20 protein-coding genes and 1 pseudogene are annotated in these 17378 nt (G+C 61.0%); 7 read left to right on the top strand and 14 right to left on the bottom strand.

Going from position 1 to position 17378, the window contains the following annotated elements; genetic code table 11:
• Nucleotides 1–163 precede the first annotated feature (163 nt).
• The 5 genes from erpA to rplM form a co-directional block, all read right to left on the bottom strand.
• A complete protein-coding gene (erpA, locus tag QZ648_RS09055; RefSeq protein ID WP_169067840.1) occupies nt 164–514 on the bottom strand; it encodes an iron-sulfur cluster insertion protein ErpA in 351 nt (116 codons plus the stop codon).
• Complete coding sequence (locus QZ648_RS24920; RefSeq protein WP_336511723.1) at nt 511–1275, bottom strand: polymer-forming cytoskeletal protein; 765 nt, start codon at nt 1273–1275, stop codon at nt 511–513. The genes erpA and QZ648_RS24920 overlap by 4 nt, the downstream gene beginning before the upstream one ends.
• Nucleotides 1251–2279: an N-acetyl-gamma-glutamyl-phosphate reductase gene (argC, locus tag QZ648_RS09045; protein ID WP_169067841.1), complete on the bottom strand. Its 1029-nt coding sequence runs from the start codon at nt 2277–2279 to the stop codon at nt 1251–1253. Before argC ends, QZ648_RS24920 begins: the two co-directional genes overlap by 25 nt.
• A gap of 136 nt (nt 2280–2415) precedes the next feature.
• Complete coding sequence (gene rpsI / locus QZ648_RS09040; protein ID WP_169067842.1) at nt 2416–2808, bottom strand: 30S ribosomal protein S9; 393 nt, start codon at nt 2806–2808, stop codon at nt 2416–2418.
• Between the two features lie 9 nt (nt 2809–2817).
• The gene (rplM, locus tag QZ648_RS09035; RefSeq protein WP_169067843.1) at nt 2818–3246 is read right to left on the bottom strand and encodes a 50S ribosomal protein L13; all 429 of its coding nucleotides are present in this window, start codon (nt 3244–3246) and stop codon (nt 2818–2820) included.
• A gap of 694 nt (nt 3247–3940) precedes the next feature.
• Here rplM and QZ648_RS09030 point away from each other — a divergent pair.
• Nucleotides 3941–4360 (top strand): OsmC family protein, encoded by a 420-nt coding sequence (locus tag QZ648_RS09030; RefSeq protein WP_169067844.1) that lies wholly within the window; start codon nt 3941–3943, stop codon nt 4358–4360.
• A 268-nt stretch (nt 4361–4628) separates the two neighbouring features.
• Here QZ648_RS09030 and coq7 read toward each other — a convergent pair whose 3' ends face one another.
• Genes coq7 through QZ648_RS09015 form a run of 3 tightly spaced genes read right to left on the bottom strand, consistent with a single transcriptional unit; the run spans nt 4629 to nt 6428 of the window.
• Nucleotides 4629–5249 (bottom strand): 2-polyprenyl-3-methyl-6-methoxy-1,4-benzoquinone monooxygenase, encoded by a 621-nt coding sequence (coq7, locus tag QZ648_RS09025; protein WP_169067859.1) that lies wholly within the window; start codon nt 5247–5249, stop codon nt 4629–4631.
• 58 nt (nt 5250–5307) lie between these two features.
• A complete protein-coding gene (locus tag QZ648_RS09020) occupies nt 5308–5880 on the bottom strand; it encodes a CNP1-like family protein (RefSeq protein ID WP_169067845.1) in 573 nt (190 codons plus the stop codon).
• Nucleotides 5877–6428: an RNA pyrophosphohydrolase gene (locus tag QZ648_RS09015; RefSeq protein WP_169067846.1), complete on the bottom strand. Its 552-nt coding sequence runs from the start codon at nt 6426–6428 to the stop codon at nt 5877–5879. Before QZ648_RS09015 ends, QZ648_RS09020 begins: the two co-directional genes overlap by 4 nt.
• A 343-nt stretch (nt 6429–6771) precedes the next feature.
• Here QZ648_RS09015 and QZ648_RS09010 point away from each other — a divergent pair, with 343 nt between their 5' ends.
• Nucleotides 6772–8508, top strand: a complete 1737-nt coding sequence (locus QZ648_RS09010) for a proline--tRNA ligase (RefSeq protein WP_291996800.1) — start codon at nt 6772–6774, stop codon at nt 8506–8508.
• A gap of 11 nt (nt 8509–8519) precedes the next feature.
• Nucleotides 8520–9134 carry a lytic transglycosylase domain-containing protein gene (locus QZ648_RS09005; protein WP_169067860.1) on the top strand — a complete coding sequence of 205 codons (615 nt, stop codon included), beginning with the start codon at nt 8520–8522 and terminating at the stop codon, nt 9132–9134.
• Nucleotides 9135–9302: 168 nt separating this feature from the next.
• Here the strand turns inward: QZ648_RS09005 and ffh are convergent, their stop codons facing one another.
• Nucleotides 9303–10658 carry a signal recognition particle protein gene (ffh, locus tag QZ648_RS09000; RefSeq protein WP_291996799.1) on the bottom strand — a complete coding sequence of 452 codons (1356 nt, stop codon included), beginning with the start codon at nt 10656–10658 and terminating at the stop codon, nt 9303–9305.
• Between the two features lie 30 nt (nt 10659–10688).
• Here ffh and ccsA point away from each other — a divergent pair, with 30 nt between their 5' ends.
• The 3 genes from ccsA to QZ648_RS08985 all read left to right on the top strand — a co-directional run bounded on the left by ccsA (nt 10689) and on the right by QZ648_RS08985 (nt 12785).
• On the top strand, nt 10689–11528 hold the full coding sequence (gene ccsA / locus QZ648_RS08995; protein WP_291996798.1) for a cytochrome c biogenesis protein CcsA: 840 nt from the start codon (nt 10689–10691) through the stop codon (nt 11526–11528).
• Between the two features lie 82 nt (nt 11529–11610).
• Nucleotides 11611–11994 (top strand): VOC family protein, encoded by a 384-nt coding sequence (locus QZ648_RS08990; RefSeq protein WP_169067850.1) that lies wholly within the window; start codon nt 11611–11613, stop codon nt 11992–11994.
• Between the two features lie 125 nt (nt 11995–12119).
• Entirely contained in the window at nt 12120–12785 is a 666-nt protein-coding gene (locus tag QZ648_RS08985) for an SGNH/GDSL hydrolase family protein (RefSeq protein ID WP_291996797.1), read from the top strand.
• Nucleotides 12786–12917: 132 nt separating this feature from the next.
• Here the strand turns inward: QZ648_RS08985 and QZ648_RS08980 are convergent, their stop codons facing one another.
• The 4 genes and pseudogenes from QZ648_RS08980 to QZ648_RS08965 form a co-directional block, all read right to left on the bottom strand.
• Nucleotides 12918–13397, bottom strand: a complete 480-nt coding sequence (locus tag QZ648_RS08980; RefSeq protein ID WP_291996796.1) for an OsmC family protein — start codon at nt 13395–13397, stop codon at nt 12918–12920.
• 204 nt (nt 13398–13601) lie between these two features.
• A pseudogene (locus QZ648_RS08975) lies at nt 13602–13961 on the bottom strand (SLC13 family permease); the annotation flags it as partial.
• 131 nt (nt 13962–14092) lie between these two features.
• The gene (locus tag QZ648_RS08970; RefSeq protein WP_291996795.1) at nt 14093–14350 is read right to left on the bottom strand and encodes a hypothetical protein; all 258 of its coding nucleotides are present in this window, start codon (nt 14348–14350) and stop codon (nt 14093–14095) included.
• 118 nt (nt 14351–14468) lie between these two features.
• Nucleotides 14469–15704 (bottom strand): phospholipase D-like domain-containing protein, encoded by a 1236-nt coding sequence (locus tag QZ648_RS08965; RefSeq protein ID WP_291996794.1) that lies wholly within the window; start codon nt 15702–15704, stop codon nt 14469–14471.
• A gap of 158 nt (nt 15705–15862) precedes the next feature.
• Between QZ648_RS08965 and QZ648_RS08960 the strand changes: the two genes are divergently transcribed.
• Complete coding sequence (locus QZ648_RS08960; RefSeq protein WP_291996793.1) at nt 15863–16837, top strand: L,D-transpeptidase family protein; 975 nt, start codon at nt 15863–15865, stop codon at nt 16835–16837.
• A gap of 68 nt (nt 16838–16905) precedes the next feature.
• Here the strand turns inward: QZ648_RS08960 and QZ648_RS08955 are convergent, their stop codons facing one another.
• Nucleotides 16906–17184, bottom strand: a complete 279-nt coding sequence (locus QZ648_RS08955) for an Lpp/OprI family alanine-zipper lipoprotein (RefSeq protein WP_291996792.1) — start codon at nt 17182–17184, stop codon at nt 16906–16908.
• Between the last annotated feature and the right edge of the window lie 194 nt (nt 17185–17378).

The raw sequence follows: 17378 nt of genomic DNA, 5'->3' as shown, positions 1-17378 counted from the left end.
GGTTTTCAGGCTGCTTTTGTTGGCGCTGGGTAGCGCACACTCTGATGGGGCCAACCGACCGGGCGTCAGCGAAAACTCAGAGCGTGACGGACGGGAGCGTATGTGGAGCGGGCAGGAAAGCGCTGCAAACCTATGCTTGCGAAGGCTTTCCTGCTGCCTTTTCCTACACCGAGAATGACGAACCGCAACCGCAAGTTGTCGACGCGTTGGGGTTCTTGATGACGAATTGCGAACCCTCGAGGCCTTCCGTGTAGTCAATTTCGGCGCCCACCAGATACTGATAGCTCATCGGGTCGACCAGCAGCGTGACACCGTTCTTCTGCAGCGCCGTATCGTCGTCGTTGGCGACTTCGTCAAAGGTGAAACCATACTGGAAGCCGGAGCATCCGCCGCCGGTGACGAAAACCCGAAGTTTCAGCTCCGGATTGCCTTCATCCTCGATCAATTCCTTTACTTTGCCGGCCGCGTTGTCGGTAAACACGAAAGGCATGGGCATTTCAGTTGCTGTATTCATGGGTGGTTCTCCTGAAGCGGATATCTGAGACTGCTGACGGTGAAGTCAGCTACTTGAAGCCAGTTTAAGTTCCTGCGTCTTGGTGTCTGCCTGGTGCACGAGACGGCCCTCGACAACGCTCCCAGCTGAATTTCGATTTGACGGTATTCAACGTCACCTGAGACACGCGCATTGGCGAGGAGTTCCAGCGAGTCGCGGGCCACGATCGGGCCAACGAAGGCGCCGTTGATCACCGCGCGTGAGACCTCGATGCTGCCCTCGAGACGCAAGCCGCCGCTGAAAGTCTGATCATCATCGAGGCGAGTGCCAGCGCCAATCAGACTGTCGATGCCATTCTGCTGCGTGCTGCGCTTGCGTTGTCCGAACATGAAAGCTCCTTCCTGGAGCGCCAGTGCCTGCGGCGTGCGAAGCTTGTCGTCCTGCAATACGTGCGCTTCGACATCTTTCAGCGCGGCGCTTAGCGGCACCGAAAAAAGCTCTTCAAAACGCTGATGGTGCTTGATTTCGAGGTGATAGTTTGCTGATCCCTGCGCGGCCTTCGACAGCCGCTTGATGATAACATTTTTGCCTTCCTGGCGTACCGTGAGCAGGAACTCAAGCGCTCCCCTGAACTCCTTGGTGGCTTGTCCGGCACTGTTGGCAAGTTTGACGAGCAATATCCTGAAAAGTGGCCGTGCGTGCGCCAGCTTTGGTGCGTTGATGCCGAAGCGCTGGCGTAGGCGTAGGCGTTTGAGTTTTAGGGAAGCACCGCCAACTGCCATAGGCCTTCAGTTTCCGGTAGACCGAACATGATGTTCATGTTCTGTACCGCTTGTCCCGCGGCCCCTTTGACTAGGTTGTCGATGACCGACAGCACGACCAGGACCTTGCCCTGCTGCGGTCGATGCAGCGCAATGCGGCAGACGTTCGCGGCGCGAACCGAGCGCGTGTCGGGGTGCGATCCTGGCGGCAGGACGTCGACGAAGGCCTCGCCGCTGTAGCGTTCTTCGAAGATCTGTTGAAAGTCGGCCTCGCTCTTGATGCGCGCGTAGAGCGTCGCATGAATACCCCGGATCATCGGCGTCAGGTGCGGGACGAAGGTCAGGCCCACTGGTTGCGCGGCCATGCTCGACAAGCCCTGCTGGATCTCGGGCAGATGACGATGCCCAGGGACGCCGTAGGCCTTGAAATTGTCGGCGGCTTCGGAAAAAAGCGCGCCTACCTCGGCCTTGCGCCCGGCCCCCGAGACGCCCGATTTGGCGTCGGCAATCAGCTGGTCGAGGTCCACCAATCCCGCTTCGACCAAGGGCATGAAGCCCAGTTGGACGGCTGTTGGATAACACCCCGGGTTGGCCACCAGACGAGCCTTACTGATGCCGTCACGGTCGTGCTCCGGGAGTCCGTATACCGCCTTCGCTACCCACTCGGGGCTGGCATGCGACATCCCGTACCAGCGCTCCCATTCGGCAACGTCCTTGATCCGAAAATCGGCCGCCAGGTCAATGACCCGTACTCCTGCGTCAAGCAACGCTGGCGCCTGTGCCATCGCGACGCCGTTGGGCGTTGCGAAGAAAACGACATCGCAACTCTGCAGATCGGCGTTGGCTGGGTCGGCGAACTTGAGATCCAGCCTTCGCCGCAGACTGGGAAACATGCTCGAGACTGGCGTGCCGGCTTCCGCACGCGAGGTGATGGCGATGAGTTGCACCTGCGGGTGTTGTGCCAGCAAGCGCAAGAGTTCGACACCGGTGTAGCCGGTGCCGCCGACGATTCCAACCTTGATCATGAAAGACTCCCGGATAGCCAGCAATCATAGTCCTGAGCCCCGCAAAGCACAAAAGCCGCCCTGGGGCGGCTTTTGGCTACGAAAAAACACGTAGCGGGTACGTAGCAAGTTCGCAGCCGCTTTTCGCGACGCAGACTTATCGTTTCGAGAACTGTTTGCGCCGACGGGCCTTGTGGAAACCGACTTTCTTGCGCTCGACTTCACGCGCGTCGCGAGTTACGAAGCCGGCCTTGGAAAGCGTTGGTTTGAGCTCGCTATCGTAGGCGATGAGGGCGCGGGTGATTCCGTGCCGTACCGCACCAGCCTGTCCCGATTCGCCGCCGCCCTGCACGTTGACCAGAATGTCGAAGCCTGACAGTTGCTCAATGAGTTGCAGCGGCTGGCGGACGATCATGCGCCCGGTGACGCGCGAGAAAAATTCATCAACCGGCTTGCCGTTGACAACGAAGTTGCCGCTGCCGCGCTTCATGAATACACGCGCTACGGCGCTTTTCCGTCGGCCGGTGCCGTAGAAATAGTTATCAGCCATTGTGACCCCTTAGAGTTCCAGAACCTTCGGCTGCTGGGCAGCGTGCGGATGGGTTGTGCCCGCGTAGCACTTCATCTTTTTCAGCATGGCATAACCAAGAGGCCCCTTTGGGAGCATACCCTTGACCGCTTTTTCAAGGACGCGGCCTGGAAAGCGCTGCTGCATCTTATTGAAGTTCGTCTCGTAGAGACCACCAGCGTAGCCCGAGTGGCGGTAGTACTTTTTGTCTTCAGCCTTGTTGCCGGTCACGCGCAGTTTCTCGACGTTGGTGACGACAATGTAGTCACCTGTATCGACGTGCGGCGTGAACTCAGGCTTGTGCTTGCCGCGCAAGCGACGAGCAATTTCGGTTGCAAGGCGACCCAATACCTTGTCGGTGGCGTCAACCACAAGCCACTCGCGGGTCACTTCATGCGACTTGGCGGAGAAAGTCTTCATCAAAAACGCCGTCCTTATTTGCCTGATCACGGAAAGCCCAGCATGTTATGGCAACTGTCCTGCTGGTGTCAATCGATGTTTCGCCGTTACGTACGATAGATTTGTTCAGGGCCGGTGCGCGCCGTACGCAGCGCTGCTGCGTTTTCGGAGTCGAGAGTGGAGATTCGACAATTTGGCGCCTGGTCGCTGGCGCGCGTTTCTGGCACTGCTCGCCGCCATCAATGGGGGCTTGTTCGCAGAGCAAAAAAAAGCGCGGCTCGTTGGAGCCGCGCTAAATCCACACCAAAGGAGGAGGGTGGAGGAGACAACCGGAAAAGCCAAAAAGGTGAATCAGCAAAGGTGCTTACTGCTTACGATGAAACGATTATGGCGCACCCGAGTGTAAAGGTCAAGTATTATTTGTGCGCTGCGCCATGTTTTTCACGGCGTCCACGACAAGGGGTCGTTTGACGAATGAAAGTGACATTAATCGAACGGCTTGCTGTGTATATAGTATATGTGTTACACAATATGCAATCATTCTGGCGCGCTTGTTTGGTGTTGCTGCTCAGTAAAGATGCTGCGACGCAGCATTCTCATGAGCTGCCTGCAGTAGGGGCCTTGCGGCTACAATAGTGGTGGGCGCAGGGCAGGTTTTGGCGGTCGGGGTCTGACACGTCGTCATGCCCGTCGGGAAACAAGGGGAGGGTAGTGCATGGACTGTAAAGTGAAGTGGACCGGCGATGGAATGTCGTTCATAGCTGAAACGGGAACCAATCATACGGTCGTTATGGACGGTGCGATTGAGGCGGGTGGCCGCAATCTGGCGCCGCGTCCGCTGGAGCTAATGCTTGCTGGTGCCGGTGGTTGTGCGGCCTTTGACGTGGTCCTGATTCTCAAAAAAGGGCGACACGCGGTCAAAGGCGTCGAGGTCAGCCTGCAGGCCGAGCGTGCGGATGTCGAGCCGCGGGTGTTTACCCGCATTCATTTCCACTTTCGCGTGACCGGGAAGCAGCTCAAGTCCGAAGCGGTGGCGCGCGCCATCGAGTTGTCGAAGGACAAATACTGTTCGGCCACCAGCATGCTCGGAAAGACTGCCGAAATAACGCACGATTTCGAAATCATCGAAGATTGAGGCCGGTCTTCTGGACTGCCCAGGGACGGGGTCCCCAGCCTACGAAAACCGTCGAGCGCGGCACTATCCGGCCTAGCCGTCATGGCCTGTCGAGAGGCCCCGGATCATGAAAGTCATGACTGCCCTCTTCGATTTGCAGTGCGCATTCCGGCTTGCACGCCGGAATCGTTCGCCGGGCGGGGAGCATTCTCCCCGCCCGCCTCACCCCCCGACCCTTTTCTCGCGAGAGGGCAAGGGAGTTTCGTGAGTCGCTTGCGCGACCTGCACATTAAACGTAGTAGGCCGTGCGAGTCATGGTTCGCGATACCAGTTGCATGGCCAGCCTTGCGGCGGCTGGTAGTTCGCGAGCGCCGAGGCGTACGGCCGTTGCGGCGTGTGAAATCTCGTCGAGGCGCATTTGCTCGACAATCGCGCGTGACTTGAGGTCATGCCACGGGAGATCGCTGAGATGATGGTCGAGGTGTGCCTCGACCTGTCTCTCCGTCTCGGCAAGAAAGCCGAGGCTCCAGGTATCGCCCAGCTTGCCTGCGCCAAATCCGATCGACAGTGCGCCGAGGTACCACAGCGGGTTCAGCAGGCTCGTACGCCCGCGTAATTCAGCGAGGCGGCGCTCGGTCCAGGCTAGGTGTTCTGTTTCTTCATAAGCGGCTTGTTGTAGCGCTTGCCTGACTTCCGGATCGCTGCAGCTCAGCGCCTGGCCCTGGTATAGCGCCTGTGCACAGACCTCTCCGACATGGTTGATGCGCATCAGCGCTTCTGCGTGCGCGCGCTCTTTTTCGGACAGGATCGCTTCTGCTTGCTCGCAGCCGGGTATCTTGCGTGTGGTCGGCGCTGGCGCAAAAAGGGTGCGCAGAGCCTTGTCGAACTCGATGACGATGCGGTCAGTGATCATGCGCGGCCTTTGCTGTTCCGGTTGTTGCGCTGCGAGTTCAAGAAATCAGTGAGCGCTAGGGCCGATTGCCGCCAGAACGGAGAATTCGGCGTGCGTCGTCGGCATCGCGCAGGCTGGTGCCAAGGGTGCAGAAATACTCGCCAAAAAGTGCCGCATGCTGCCGGTTGACCGTTCTTTCCTCGATTCGTAGCCACTGATCGCCACGGGCTTTGGACCAGGTGCCATCGGAGCGACCAAAGCCGTAGACACGGCGCTCGGCGGTCGCGCAGCGGATCGCTTCGTAACTGACGTTGCGCGCGCCGGCAGAGCTTACGATTACCAGGGTGTAGTAGACGACGCGATCGGGCGTGACCGATAGTGACTCGCTGTCGATCATGAATTTGCTGTCGGCGGTCGCACTGACCACGAAGGGGATCAGGTTTTCGGTTTGCGGAAACGCGGGAAATTGGACTTCGCTGGTCTCTGCGTGCTGCTTTGCGGAGTCGCCATCGCCACCCTCGTCGCTGGCCGACAAGGCCGGCGACGGGAGTAGCGCGGCGAGGGGAAAAAGCCAGCATGCGAGGCGTGAGATCCATTGCGGACGACTGGGTGGCGTGCTTCGCGTCAGTTCCGGGAAGGTGTTTTTCATTTCTCGTCTGTCGCCTCAATCGCCAAAGTTGAACGCTGCGCGCTCGGCGTGGCTGAGCGGCGCGTCTGCCGGTGGTCGGCGTTCAGGAAACGGGCCAATTCATTCAATGCCTGCTCGTAGACCCGGCGCTTGAATTCGATGACCGCGTCAAGTGAAACCCAGTAATGATTCCAGCGCCAGGCGTCGAACTCGGGATGGTCGCAGGCGCGCAAGGAAACGTCGTTGTCGCGCCCGACCAAGCGCAGCAGAAACCAGATCTGCTTCTGGCCCCGGTAACTGCCACGCCATTCGCGTCGTACCCAGTGCGTCGGAACGTCGTAACGCAACCAGTCTTTGGTGCGACCAAGGATAAACACATGCTCCGGCAGCAAACCTACCTCTTCATGCAACTCACGGTACATCGCCTGTTCCGGCGTTTCGCCCCGCTTGATGCCGCCTTGCGGAAACTGCCATGAATGCTCTTTGATTCGCTTGCCCCAGAACACCTCGTTCTTGGTATTACAAAGAATGATGCCGACGTTCGGGCGATAGCCTTCACGATCAAGCATTTATAGATCCTGCAATTCGATTGATTGCCTGCATTTTTCCACAATTCCAAGCCCTTGAAAAGGAGCGTATACGCCAAGTGCCGTGCGTTACGCCGCGCTCTCAGTACGGTAGCGCCTGCCGACCCGTCGTCGCCAGCAAGCTGCAGCACGGGCAGGCGTCGGCGTAATTAGATCAAAGGTCTGTCCGCGACAGGCGCGCTGCCCACCCGAACTCAGCGCTCGTGCGGGCGCTGGCCACCTGCTCGCTGGCGGTAGTGGCCCGTGCCTGCGTGCGCAATTGGCGTCGCCGATTGGCCATCTGTCGAGTAAAATCGCCGTTTCCTTCCTTTTTCAGCGGATTCTCATGCGCACTTCCCGTTTTTTTCTGGCGACGCTCAAAGAGGCGCCTTCCGACGCCGAGGTGATCAGCCACCAGTTGATGGTGCGCGCCGGAATGATCAAGCGGCTCGCTGGCGGGATCTACACCTGGATGCCGCTGGGCTTGCGCGTGCTGCGCAAGGTGGAGAGGATCGTGCGCGAGGAAATGGATCGTGCCGGGGCGATCGAATTGTCGATGCCGGCGGTGCAACCGGCCGAGCTGTGGCAGGAATCCGGTCGCTGGGAGAAGTACGGTCCCGAGTTGCTGCGCTGCAAGGATCGCCACCAGCGTGACTTCGTCATTGGCCCGACGCACGAAGAAGTGATTACCGACGTTGTGCGCAAGGACGTCAAGAGCTACCGCCAGCTACCGCTTCACTTTTACCAGGTGCAGGTCAAGTTCCGCGACGAAATTCGGCCGCGCTTCGGGATCATGCGTGGCCGCGAGTTCCTGATGAAGGACGGTTATTCCTTCCACAGCAGTTTCGAAGACCTGCAGCGCGAATACCGCAACATGTTTGAAACCTATACGCGCATCTTCACTCGCCTGGGACTGAAATTCCGCGCTGTTGCCGCGGATACCGGCTCGATCGGTGGTACGGGATCGCACGAGTTCCACGTCCTGGCCGATTCCGGTGAGGACGCGCTGGCCTATTGTCCGGATTCGGATTTCGCGGCCAATGTCGAACTGGCGGAAGCCCTTGCCCCGGCGGTTGCGCGTCCGCCTGCGGCGGAGACTTTGCTGAAGGTCGCCACGCCGGGCCGCATCACCTGTGCCGACGTCGCCGAGTTTCTCGGCTTGCCGCTGATTCGAACGGTGAAGGTGATCGCCATCGTCCTCAACCCGGAGGCCGCGGAGGCCGAAAGTCCCGGGCAATTGGCCATGATTCTTCTGCGCGGCGACCACAACCTCAACGAAGTGAAAGCGGCCAAGCACCTCGGCGAGTTTCGCTTTGCGCGGGAAGACGAGATTATTGCCGCACTGGGCTGTCAGCCCGGCTATCTCGGTCCGGTCGCGGTTGGTGAGGTCGCGATTTACGTTGATCGCAGCGTTGCCGTGATGGGCGACTTCGTTTGCGGCGCCAACGAAGCCGGCTACCACCTGACAGGCGTGAATTTTGGCCGCGACATCACAGCGCCGACGCTGGTCGCCGATTTCAGGAACGTCGTCGCCGGCGACCCGTCTCCTGACGGCAAAGGCTGCCTGGAACTCTGCCGTGGCGTCGAGGTGGGGCATATCTTCCAGCTGCGTACCAAGTACGCCGAGGCGCTCAAATGCAGCTTTCTCGACGAGAGCGGCCAGAGCAGGATCATGGAAATGGGGTGTTACGGGATCGGCGTCACGCGCATCGTTGGGGCGGCCATCGAGCAGGGGCACGATCAACGTGGTATCCGCTTCCCGGCGACGATTGCCCCATTCGAAGTCTGTATCGTGCCGATGGGCTATGCCAAGAGCGAAACCGTCAAGGCCGCGGCCGATGCTCTTTACGCCGAACTGGGCGGCGCCGGTATCGACGTGCTGCTCGACGACCGTAACGAGCGTCCGGGTGTGATGTTTGCGGAAATGGAACTGATCGGCATCCCGCACCGGGTGGTCGTTGGCGACCGCGGCCTCGCCGAGGGCAAGCTCGAGTACAAGGGCCGTGGCGACAGCGAGTCGCAGATGCTGCCGCTGGCCGAGATCGGCCCCTTCCTGAAAGCCAGGCTGTGCGCCGCTCCCTGACGCGTTTTCCGTTGCTGCCCGCGCTGCCGCTGGCAGTGCTGGTGGCCCTGCTGTTTGCACCACTCGCGGCACTCGCCGGTGCGCAGAAGTACGAACCGCTCTCAGCCAGTGTGCATGGCGCGCTGTCACGCTCGGTTTCCGACCGCGCGCCGCAGCACAGCTCTTTCGAGGATTCTGCGGTCGCCACCGACTGGCTCGCCGAGATGTCGGGACGCCTCGCCAAGCGCATTCCCGACCCGGTCGCCAGGCTCGAATTCCTGCGCTCGGTGCACTACGAAGCAACGCGCGCCGGTCTTGACCCGCAGTTGGTTCTTGGTCTGATCCAGGTCGAAAGCGGCTTCAAGAAGTACGCCGTATCGAGCGCCGGTGCGCGCGGCTTCATGCAGGTGATGCCCTTCTGGGTCAAACTGGTCGGACGCAGCGACGACAACCTGTTCCATCTGCGCACCAATCTGCGCTACGGATGCACCATCCTTCGCCACTACCTCGACATCGAGCGCGGCGATCTCTACCGCGCGCTCGGCCGTTACAACGGCAGTCTCGGTCAGGCCGCCTATCCGAACATGGTGCGTGCCGCCTGGGACAAGCAGTGGAAGTACACCCGGAGCGCGCTGGCGCTACGCTGAGGCGATTGCCGGAAAAGAACGTACCAGATTGCGCCGGATTTTCGGTCGTCTTCAAGGCGCGACAACAGGCGCATAGTCGAACTATGTAACTGTTGTCGCAACACAGAAAACGGGCGAAAAGACAAGCAGGATGGTCGGTTATTTGACAGAAATCGCCTGAGTTGGCGTTCAGCGCATCCCCGGCATCATCCCCTTCAGGCCGCGCATGAGTTGGCCGATGCCGCCCTTGGAGAACTGCTTCATCATTTTCTGCGTCTGCTCGAACTGCTTCAGCAGGCGATTGACTTCCTGCACCTGAACCCCGGCACCGAGCGCGATGCGCCGCTTGCGCGCGGCCTTGAGCAATTCCGGGTTGATCCGTTCGCTCGGCGTCATCGAGTTGATGATGCCTTCGATGCGTGCCACCGCCTTCTCCTCGCCGCCGGCCGGCAACTGTCCGGCCGCTTGCGAAAACTGCGCCGGCAGCTTCTCCATCATCGACGACAGGCCGCCCATCTTGCGCATCTGACTGATCTGGCCCTTGAAGTCGTTGAGGTCGAAGCCCTTTCCTGACTTCAGCTTCTTGGCGAAGTCGACCGCCTGTTGCTCGTCGATGCCCTTCCTGGCGTCTTCGATCAGCGACAGTACGTCGCCCATGCCGAGGATTCGCGACGCCATACGCTCCGGGTGAAACGCTTCGAGCCCGGTCAGTTTCTCGCCGACCCCCGCATATTTGATCGGTTTGCCAGTGACGTGCCGCACCGACAGCGCCGCGCCACCGCGCGCGTCACCGTCGAGCTTGGTGAGGATGATGCCGGTCAGCGGCAGCGCTTCGCTGAAGGCCTTGGCGGTATTGATGGCGTCCTGACCGAGCATGGCATCGACGACGAACAGCGTCTCGATCGGCTTGACCGCCGCGTGCAGCTCGGCGATCTCCTGCATCATCGCCTCGTCGATTGCCAGCCGGCCGGCGGTGTCGACCAGCAGTACGTCGTGGAAGTGCCGCTTCGCCCAGTCGAGCGCGTTGCGCGCGATATCGACCGGCTTCTCGCTCGGCGTCGAGGGCATGAAGTCGACGCCCGCCTGCGCGGCGACGGTCTTCAACTGTTCGATGGCGGCCGGACGGTAAACGTCGCAGGAAACCACCAGCACTTTCTTCTTCTGCGTCTCGCGCAACATCTTGGCCAGCTTGCCGACGGTGGTCGTCTTGCCGGCACCCTGCAGGCCGGCCATGAGCATCACCGCCGGCGGCTGCGTGGCCATATTCAGGCCCGCGTGCTCCTCGCCCATCAGTTTCGTCAATTCGCGGTGGACGACGCCGATCAGGGCCTGTCCGGGGCTCAGCGAGCCGATCACTTCTTCACCGATCGCTTTTTCGCGCACCGCAGCGATCAGTTCCTTGATGGCAGGCAAAGCGACGTCGGCTTCGAGCAAAGCGAGGCGAACTTCGCGTAGCGCGTCGCCAATATTGGCTTCGGTCAGGCGCGCTTCACCGCGCAGCGTCTTCATGACGCGGGCAAGACGTTGGGTCAGGTTGTCGAGCATTTGGATTCCAGCTTGGTGTAAACTCAAAAAATGCCAGACATTCTACTGCAGCTTCTCCCGCACATCGTTTCATCGCTGATTTACGCGGCGATGGGCGTGCATTTCTGGCATACGCGCTGGCGTGAAAGCGACCGCCCACTGGTCACCCTGCCGATGCAGGGCTGGGAACGCGGAGTCCTCTTCGGGGCCTTGGTGGTCCAGGGTTTCGGGCTTTACCAGGGGCTGTTCGCTGCCGGTGGCATGCGCTTCTCGTTCAGTTTCGCGATGTCGTTGATGCTCTGGCTGGCCGTCCTCATCTACTGGTTGGAAAGCTTCCACTCACGCATGGACGGGTTGCAGCCGATGGTCCTGCCACTGGCCGCGCTCGGCGCGCTGGCGCCGGCAGTGTTTCCACAACTACGCGTCATTGCGCACGCTGGCGCCTGGGGTTTCCAGCTGCATTTTCTCACCGCGATGCTGGCCTACAGCCTGTTCACCCTCTCCGCATTGCACGCCATCTTCATGGGCTTCGCCGAGCGCAAGTTGCATCAGCGGGCGGTTACCAAGAGCCTGACCAGCCTGCCGCCGATCCTGACCATGGAAGCGCTGCTTTTTCGCATGATCACGGTCGCCTTTCTGCTGCTCACCGTGGCCCTGCTCAGTGGCGTCATGTTCTCCGAAGCCATTTTCGGCAAGGCCATGGTTCTCGACCACAAGACCTTGTTCGCCTTCGCCTCATGGGCGATCTTTGCCGCCCTGCTGGTCGGCCGTCGCATCTACGGCTGGCGCGGCCGCATTGCGCTACGCTGGACGCTGGCCGGGTTTTTGGTGCTGCTGCTGGCCTATATGGGCAGCCGCTTTGTCGCCGAAGTCCTGCTGCATCGCTTCTGAGCCAGTATTCGCAGGCGCGTACTGGCTTTCCACCGGCAGCGCATCGCCATCCTTTTCGAATGACAAACCGAGGAGTATCAGCATGGACAAAGTAGCGAATCCCGTCGGATGGTTCGAGATCTACGTTTCCGACATGACCCGCGCGCGCGACTTCTACACGGCGGTTTTCGGTCGTGAGCTGACGGCGCTGCCGGAAATCGGCGAGGAGGGCGAAATGTATGCGTTTTCGTGGGTCGAGGGCGGCGGCGGTGCTGCCGGGGCGCTGGTGCGGCACCCGATGAACGCTCCGGGAAAGGGCGGCACGATGGTCTATTTCAACTGCGAGGATGCCGCCAACGAAGCCGAACGCGCGGTCGAAGCGGGTGGTCGGGTCATCCAGCCGAAGATGGCAATCGGTCAGTACGGCCATATCGCGCTGGTTCAGGACACAGAAGGCAACATCATCGGCTTGCACTCGATGCAGTAGGCAAGGGCGCATGCGCTGTGCGGCGGCGGGCTCGCCTGAGCGCCGTCGCCGCGCACCGATGCTTGCCGATCGCGGCGGCAGATGGCAAGCTCCTTCCTCGATGACACACTCGAGGAGTGCTTCCGATGCAGCAGATTTTTCTCTACGGCGATTCCCTGTCCTGGGGGCTCATTCCGGAAACACGGCGTCGCCTGAGTTTCGACGAGCGCTGGCCGGGGGTGATGGAAACCGCGCTCAACACCGCCGGCCGCCGGGTGCGTGTCATCGAGGACTGCCTCAACGGTCGCCGAACCGTCTGGGACGATCCCTTCAAGCCCGGGCGCAAGGGCATCGACGGTCTCGCCCAGCGCATCGAGAGCCATTCGCCGCTAGCGCTGGTGATCGTGATGCTCGGCAGCAACGATTTTCAGTCGATGCACCCACACAACGCCTGGCACTCGGCGCAGGGGCTCGGCGCCCTGGTCAATGCCATTCGCCAGGCGCCGATCGAACCGGACATGCCGGTGGCGCCGATTCTCCTCGTCGCACCGCCGCCGCAGCAGGAACCGCGAGGGACGATCGCGCCGAAGTTCGTGGGTGGCGATCGCAAATGTATTGGCCACGCCGCTGCTTGCCGCGAGGTGGCCGACACGCTTGGTTGTCACTTTTTTGATGCTGGAACAGTGGCAGAAGTCAGCCAGATCGACGGGGTGCATCTCGACGCCGACCAGCATGCACGCCTGGGGGCTGCGCTGGCGAAAGTGGTGGACGGGCTCCTGCTCGAAGCGCTGACCGGCGTCCTGCCCGGGTAGCGGCGCGCGCTGCACTGGCGAGGCGGGGAATTGAGGGAGCATGCTCCCTGCCCGGCGAACGATTCCGGCGTGCAAGCCGGAATGCGCACGGCAAGTGAAGGGAGACGGTCAGGACTTCCACAGTCACGACCGTCAGTTTGTTGGCGCGGCAAGCACCGGTTCGCAACGCACTTCGGATTTCACCGAGTTGGCGATGAAGCATTCCGCGTGCGCCCGGTGGTGCATCTGCGCCAGCTCGTTGCGCGCAGGCTGGCGATCACCCGAGAATGCCACCTCGGGCTTGAGGGTGACAACGGTGATTGCCAGCTTGCCGTCGCCATTTTTTGCCATCACGCCGACCGGGTTGTCGGCGTAGCGATCGACGCAGAAGCCGCGCCGGGCGGCGATTGAAAGAAACCAAAGCATGTGGCAACTCGCCAGCGAAGCGACGAAAGCTTCTTCGGGATCCACCGCTGCCGGGTCGGACATGGGTACCGGCACGACGTGCGGCGACGACGAAGCGGGGATTTCCAGACCGCCATCGAAGCGCAGCAGGTGCCGGCGGCTATAGCGGTTGTCCAGGAAATCCTGCTCGCCACGGAGCCAGAGAAGGTGTGCGCAGTATTCGGCCATGGTCAGTCTCCCAGGGGCGATGTTCATCGGAGGTGCGAAGCTGGCAAGTAATAGCACAGCCGGCTCCTGGCGCGAAAGCGGAGCCGCTCCCGGGCGGCGAACTGTCGCTGGCGGGATCGAGTTGTGCAGTCGTCGAATGCTTGGATGGCTTGGATGGTTGACTACCGGCGTCAGGGTGGCCGAGAACGCTGGCCGTGAAAGAGGTCAATGCAGGGGAAATAATAGCGGTACGGCAAGCAGGGTCAGCACCATGGCCAGTAGTTGCAGGGGTACTCCCATTTTCACGAAGTCGTTGAAGCGGTAGCCGCCAGGTCCGAGAACCAGGGTGTTCACCGGCGAAGGCATGGGCGTCGAGAACGCTGTCGAGGCGGCGAGGGCAACAGGCATCAGGAAAGGGTAGGGGGAGAGCTGCATGCTTGTTGCCGCGCCCATCGCAATGGGCGCCACCAGGACCGCCGTCGCGGTGTTGGAAATGAACTGACTGAAAAGCGAAGTCAGAACGAACAGGCCGGCCAGCAGCGCCAGTGGCCCCAGTTCGCCGAGGCTGGACACCAGGCCGGAGATCATCCGTTTAATGTGAAAGTCGCGCAAGCGACTCACGAAACTCCCTTCTCCCCTCGCAGGAGAAGGGTCAGGGGAAGAGGGAAAACGGTCATGGCTTTCATCATCAGGGGTGTCTCGACATGTCATGACCGTTAAAGGGTGTCGCCGGCACGGTACTTGGTCTGGACGAGCGCCGGCTTGACCGCTGCATTGCCTCGCGATGGCCGGCTCACGGCGACAACGATGACCCCAAAGCGGCATTGCAGCAGTGCCTGCCCGAGTGTCTGAGGGAGCAGGGGCGAGCCGGACTCAATGCGCAGCTGCAAGAACTGGTCGTCGATGGCGTAAACCTTGACCAGATCGTCGACCGAAAGGCGGTCCTGGGCATCCGCCCCTGGACCGCCATCCATCATTTCTCCAACGGTTTTACAGGTTGGTCGGGCGCCGCAGCTACTCCCTTGGCGCCGAGCGGAGCGTGCCGCCTCGCCTTCAGCCCCCGACCGCACTCGCCGGCCGCCTGCAAAGCGCCTAAACCTCGACAAGGCGGAACTCCTCGCTTTCAGAAAACCTCAGAACATCGCCAGGACGAAGCCACTTTTCGCCTGTGATCCGCTCACCGTTGACGAAGCTGCCGTTGCCGCTATCGAGGTCGGTCAGGGTGCAGATGCCCGTATCCAGCGTCAGGCGGGCGTGATATCTGCTCACCAGCGGGTCGCTGATGACCACATCGTTTTCCTCTGCACGACCAATGGTCGTCATCCCGTTGTTGATGGCATGGCGCAGCAGTTTGTCATTGCGGGAGATCATGACGAAGCTGGGTGCGGGCGATTCGGCAGACTCCGGGTCCGATGGCGGAAACGCCCGCATGACCTGCGTTGCCGTGTTGTCGGAGCGTGGCACCCGGCGTTCCCAGTCGCTTTCGAAAACGGTGTTCAGTTGCCGCAGGATGGCGCTATCGTCAACCGTGATCGACAGCTCGCGGCGGCGGTCGAGGCTCTCGGTACGCAGGTTCATGCTGCCGATGACTGCCGTCGCGCCGTCGATGATCGTGCACTTGGCGTGCAGCCGGTAGCGTGCCACGGCCCGGAAGGCGATCTCTGCCGGCAGTGTGCTAGCGTACTGTTCGTCGCCGAGGACGCGAACGGGGATACCGCTGCGCGCCTTCTTCACGAGCAGGGCGACAATGGCCGGGTCCTGCAGCTTTGCGTCGGCGATCTGAATCGAGCTCCTGGCGTTTGCAAGCAGGCTGCTCATCTTCTGCCGGCTGTTGAATGGACTGATCAACAAGGGCGATTCATGGTCGGCCGCGAAAGGCCGGTCGTGCCAGTCGGCCGCGAACAGACGGTTGATCTCGCCGGCGACGGCGGGGTTGAACACCTCAATGCCAAAGTCACGCGCGTAGTGGAGGTTTTCGCGGGTCGGGTTGAAGGTGAATACGAAGGCTTCCTTGTCATCCACCGTCATCATCTTGTAGTGGTAACGCGCCCGCTTGCTGTCGCCAGCGGGCTCTCGGGTCGCGATGCCTGCCTCGCTGGCTTCCTTGAGCAGTTTGTGGTTCCGCTCGCCCCAGCCGCGGGCGCTGCTGGAGACCAGTACGCGAACACGAACACCCCGCTGGCGGGCTTCGATGAGTGCGCGCTGGATGATCGGATCGTCCATGCGGAAGACGGTCAGGTTGATCGCGCGATCGGCACGGTCGATCGCCCGCACGATCGGAAAGAAGCTGTCGCCGGGTTGCACGATGAGCGAAATCTTCTGGTGCATTGCGAGGATCCTGTTGTCGTTGATGCCGGCCGAAGTGGGACCATAGCACCCCCGAAGACCGCTGCACAGAATGACAATTCGTCAGCGCTACCTTAACATCCGCATTCAATCCCGCTCCGGGGCCTTGGGGAAAAACCATCAAACACATCACTTTCATCATGCGTCGCTATTTTCCGGTGCTGCTGTGCGCCGTGTTCACTGCCGGTAACGCGGCAGCCAGCACTTTTCCGTTGCCGCCACCCGGTGTCGACCTGGTCGGACAAGTCGAGTCCGTCACCGCCAGCCGCAAGGACACCTTGCTGGATATTGCCCGCCGCTACGATATCGGCCAGGATGAAATCGTGCTGGCCAATCCGCAGGTCGATCGCTGGCTGCCGAAAGAGGGGGCGGCGGTTACCCTCCCGAAGCGTTATATCCTCCCGAGGGCCGAACGTACCGGGCTGGTGCTCAATTTGCCGGAAATGCGTCTGTACTATTATCCGAAGCCGCTACGCAACCAGACGCTGGTGGTGATCACGTACCCGGTCAGTGTCGGGCGCATGGACTGGGTAACGCCGCTGGGAAAAACGAAAATCACTGCCAAGGAGCGAGATCCCTCCTGGCGTCCTCCCGAGTCAGTGAAGGAGGAACATGCCAAGGAGGGCGATATCCTGCCCGACGTCGTGCCGGCCGGGCCTGACAATCCTCTCGGGCGCTTCGCCATGCGGCTGGGATTGCCGGGCTATCTGATTCACAGCACCAACAAGCCCTACGGGGTCGGCATGCGCGTTACGCACGGCTGCATACGCATGTATCCGGAGAATATTGAACAATTGTTCGATCAGGTTCCTCTGCGAACAGAGGTGCAACTCGTCAACCAGCCCATCAAGGTTGGCTGGCTGGACGGTGCCCTGTATGTCGAGGTGCACCCGCCGTTGGATGAGGATAAGGACAACTACCAGGAGGTCATGATTGCCGCGTTGGAGCGCATTGCGGAGGCCGTCGCCGGGGCGGGAACCTCGCAGGATGTGGTGCTCGACGATAATGCTATCAGGGCCGCGTTTGCAGAACAAAGCGGCATCCCGGTGATGGTCTCGGCGTCGCTTTCTGGTGGCGGAAACAGAGAAGCCCCCGCAGGGGCCTGGCGCTACTAGAGACAAGCGTCGCTGCAGCACGCCGAGCTGTCAATCGCCGGCCGGCGTGCGCAGCTGGTGCTTGGCTGTTACTTGTACATCGCTTTCTTGAACATGCGGTCGAGCTTGCTCGCCGTATCGTCGGATGTCGCTTTGGCCGCATTGGCCGTAGTCACGGCATTCTGGGCCATGGCCTTGGCATCGGCGGCGTCCTTGGCGGCCGATGCCGTCGCTTGCTTGTTCTGGTTGATCTCGGTTCTGAGCGCCTCGATGTCGCCATTGGTGGCGCAACCGGTAAGCCCGGCATAGACAGCCGCTATGGCGACAAGGGCCAAGACGCGTGAGCGATTCATTAGGGATTCCTTCATTATTTTCTCCGTGGTCAAGATATGACCTGCTTGTTAAGACAGACAACTTCCTTTGACGCTGCCACTCCGGCACCTACAGCGGCGTGGGCAGCGATGGTATGTAACGCTGCTAGCATAGCCTACCTGAAAACACATTCAAGAAAAAGCACAAGTTCCCGTCGGCGTCAGCCGGTTGGCCCTTGCTTCGCGGGTCG

Origin of the sequence: Candidatus Accumulibacter sp. ACC012 (genome assembly GCF_907163155.1) — a bacterium.
Taxonomy (GTDB): Bacteria; Pseudomonadota; Gammaproteobacteria; order Burkholderiales; family Rhodocyclaceae; genus Accumulibacter; species Accumulibacter delftensis.
This window is presented reverse-complemented; position numbering and strand designations above follow the sequence as displayed.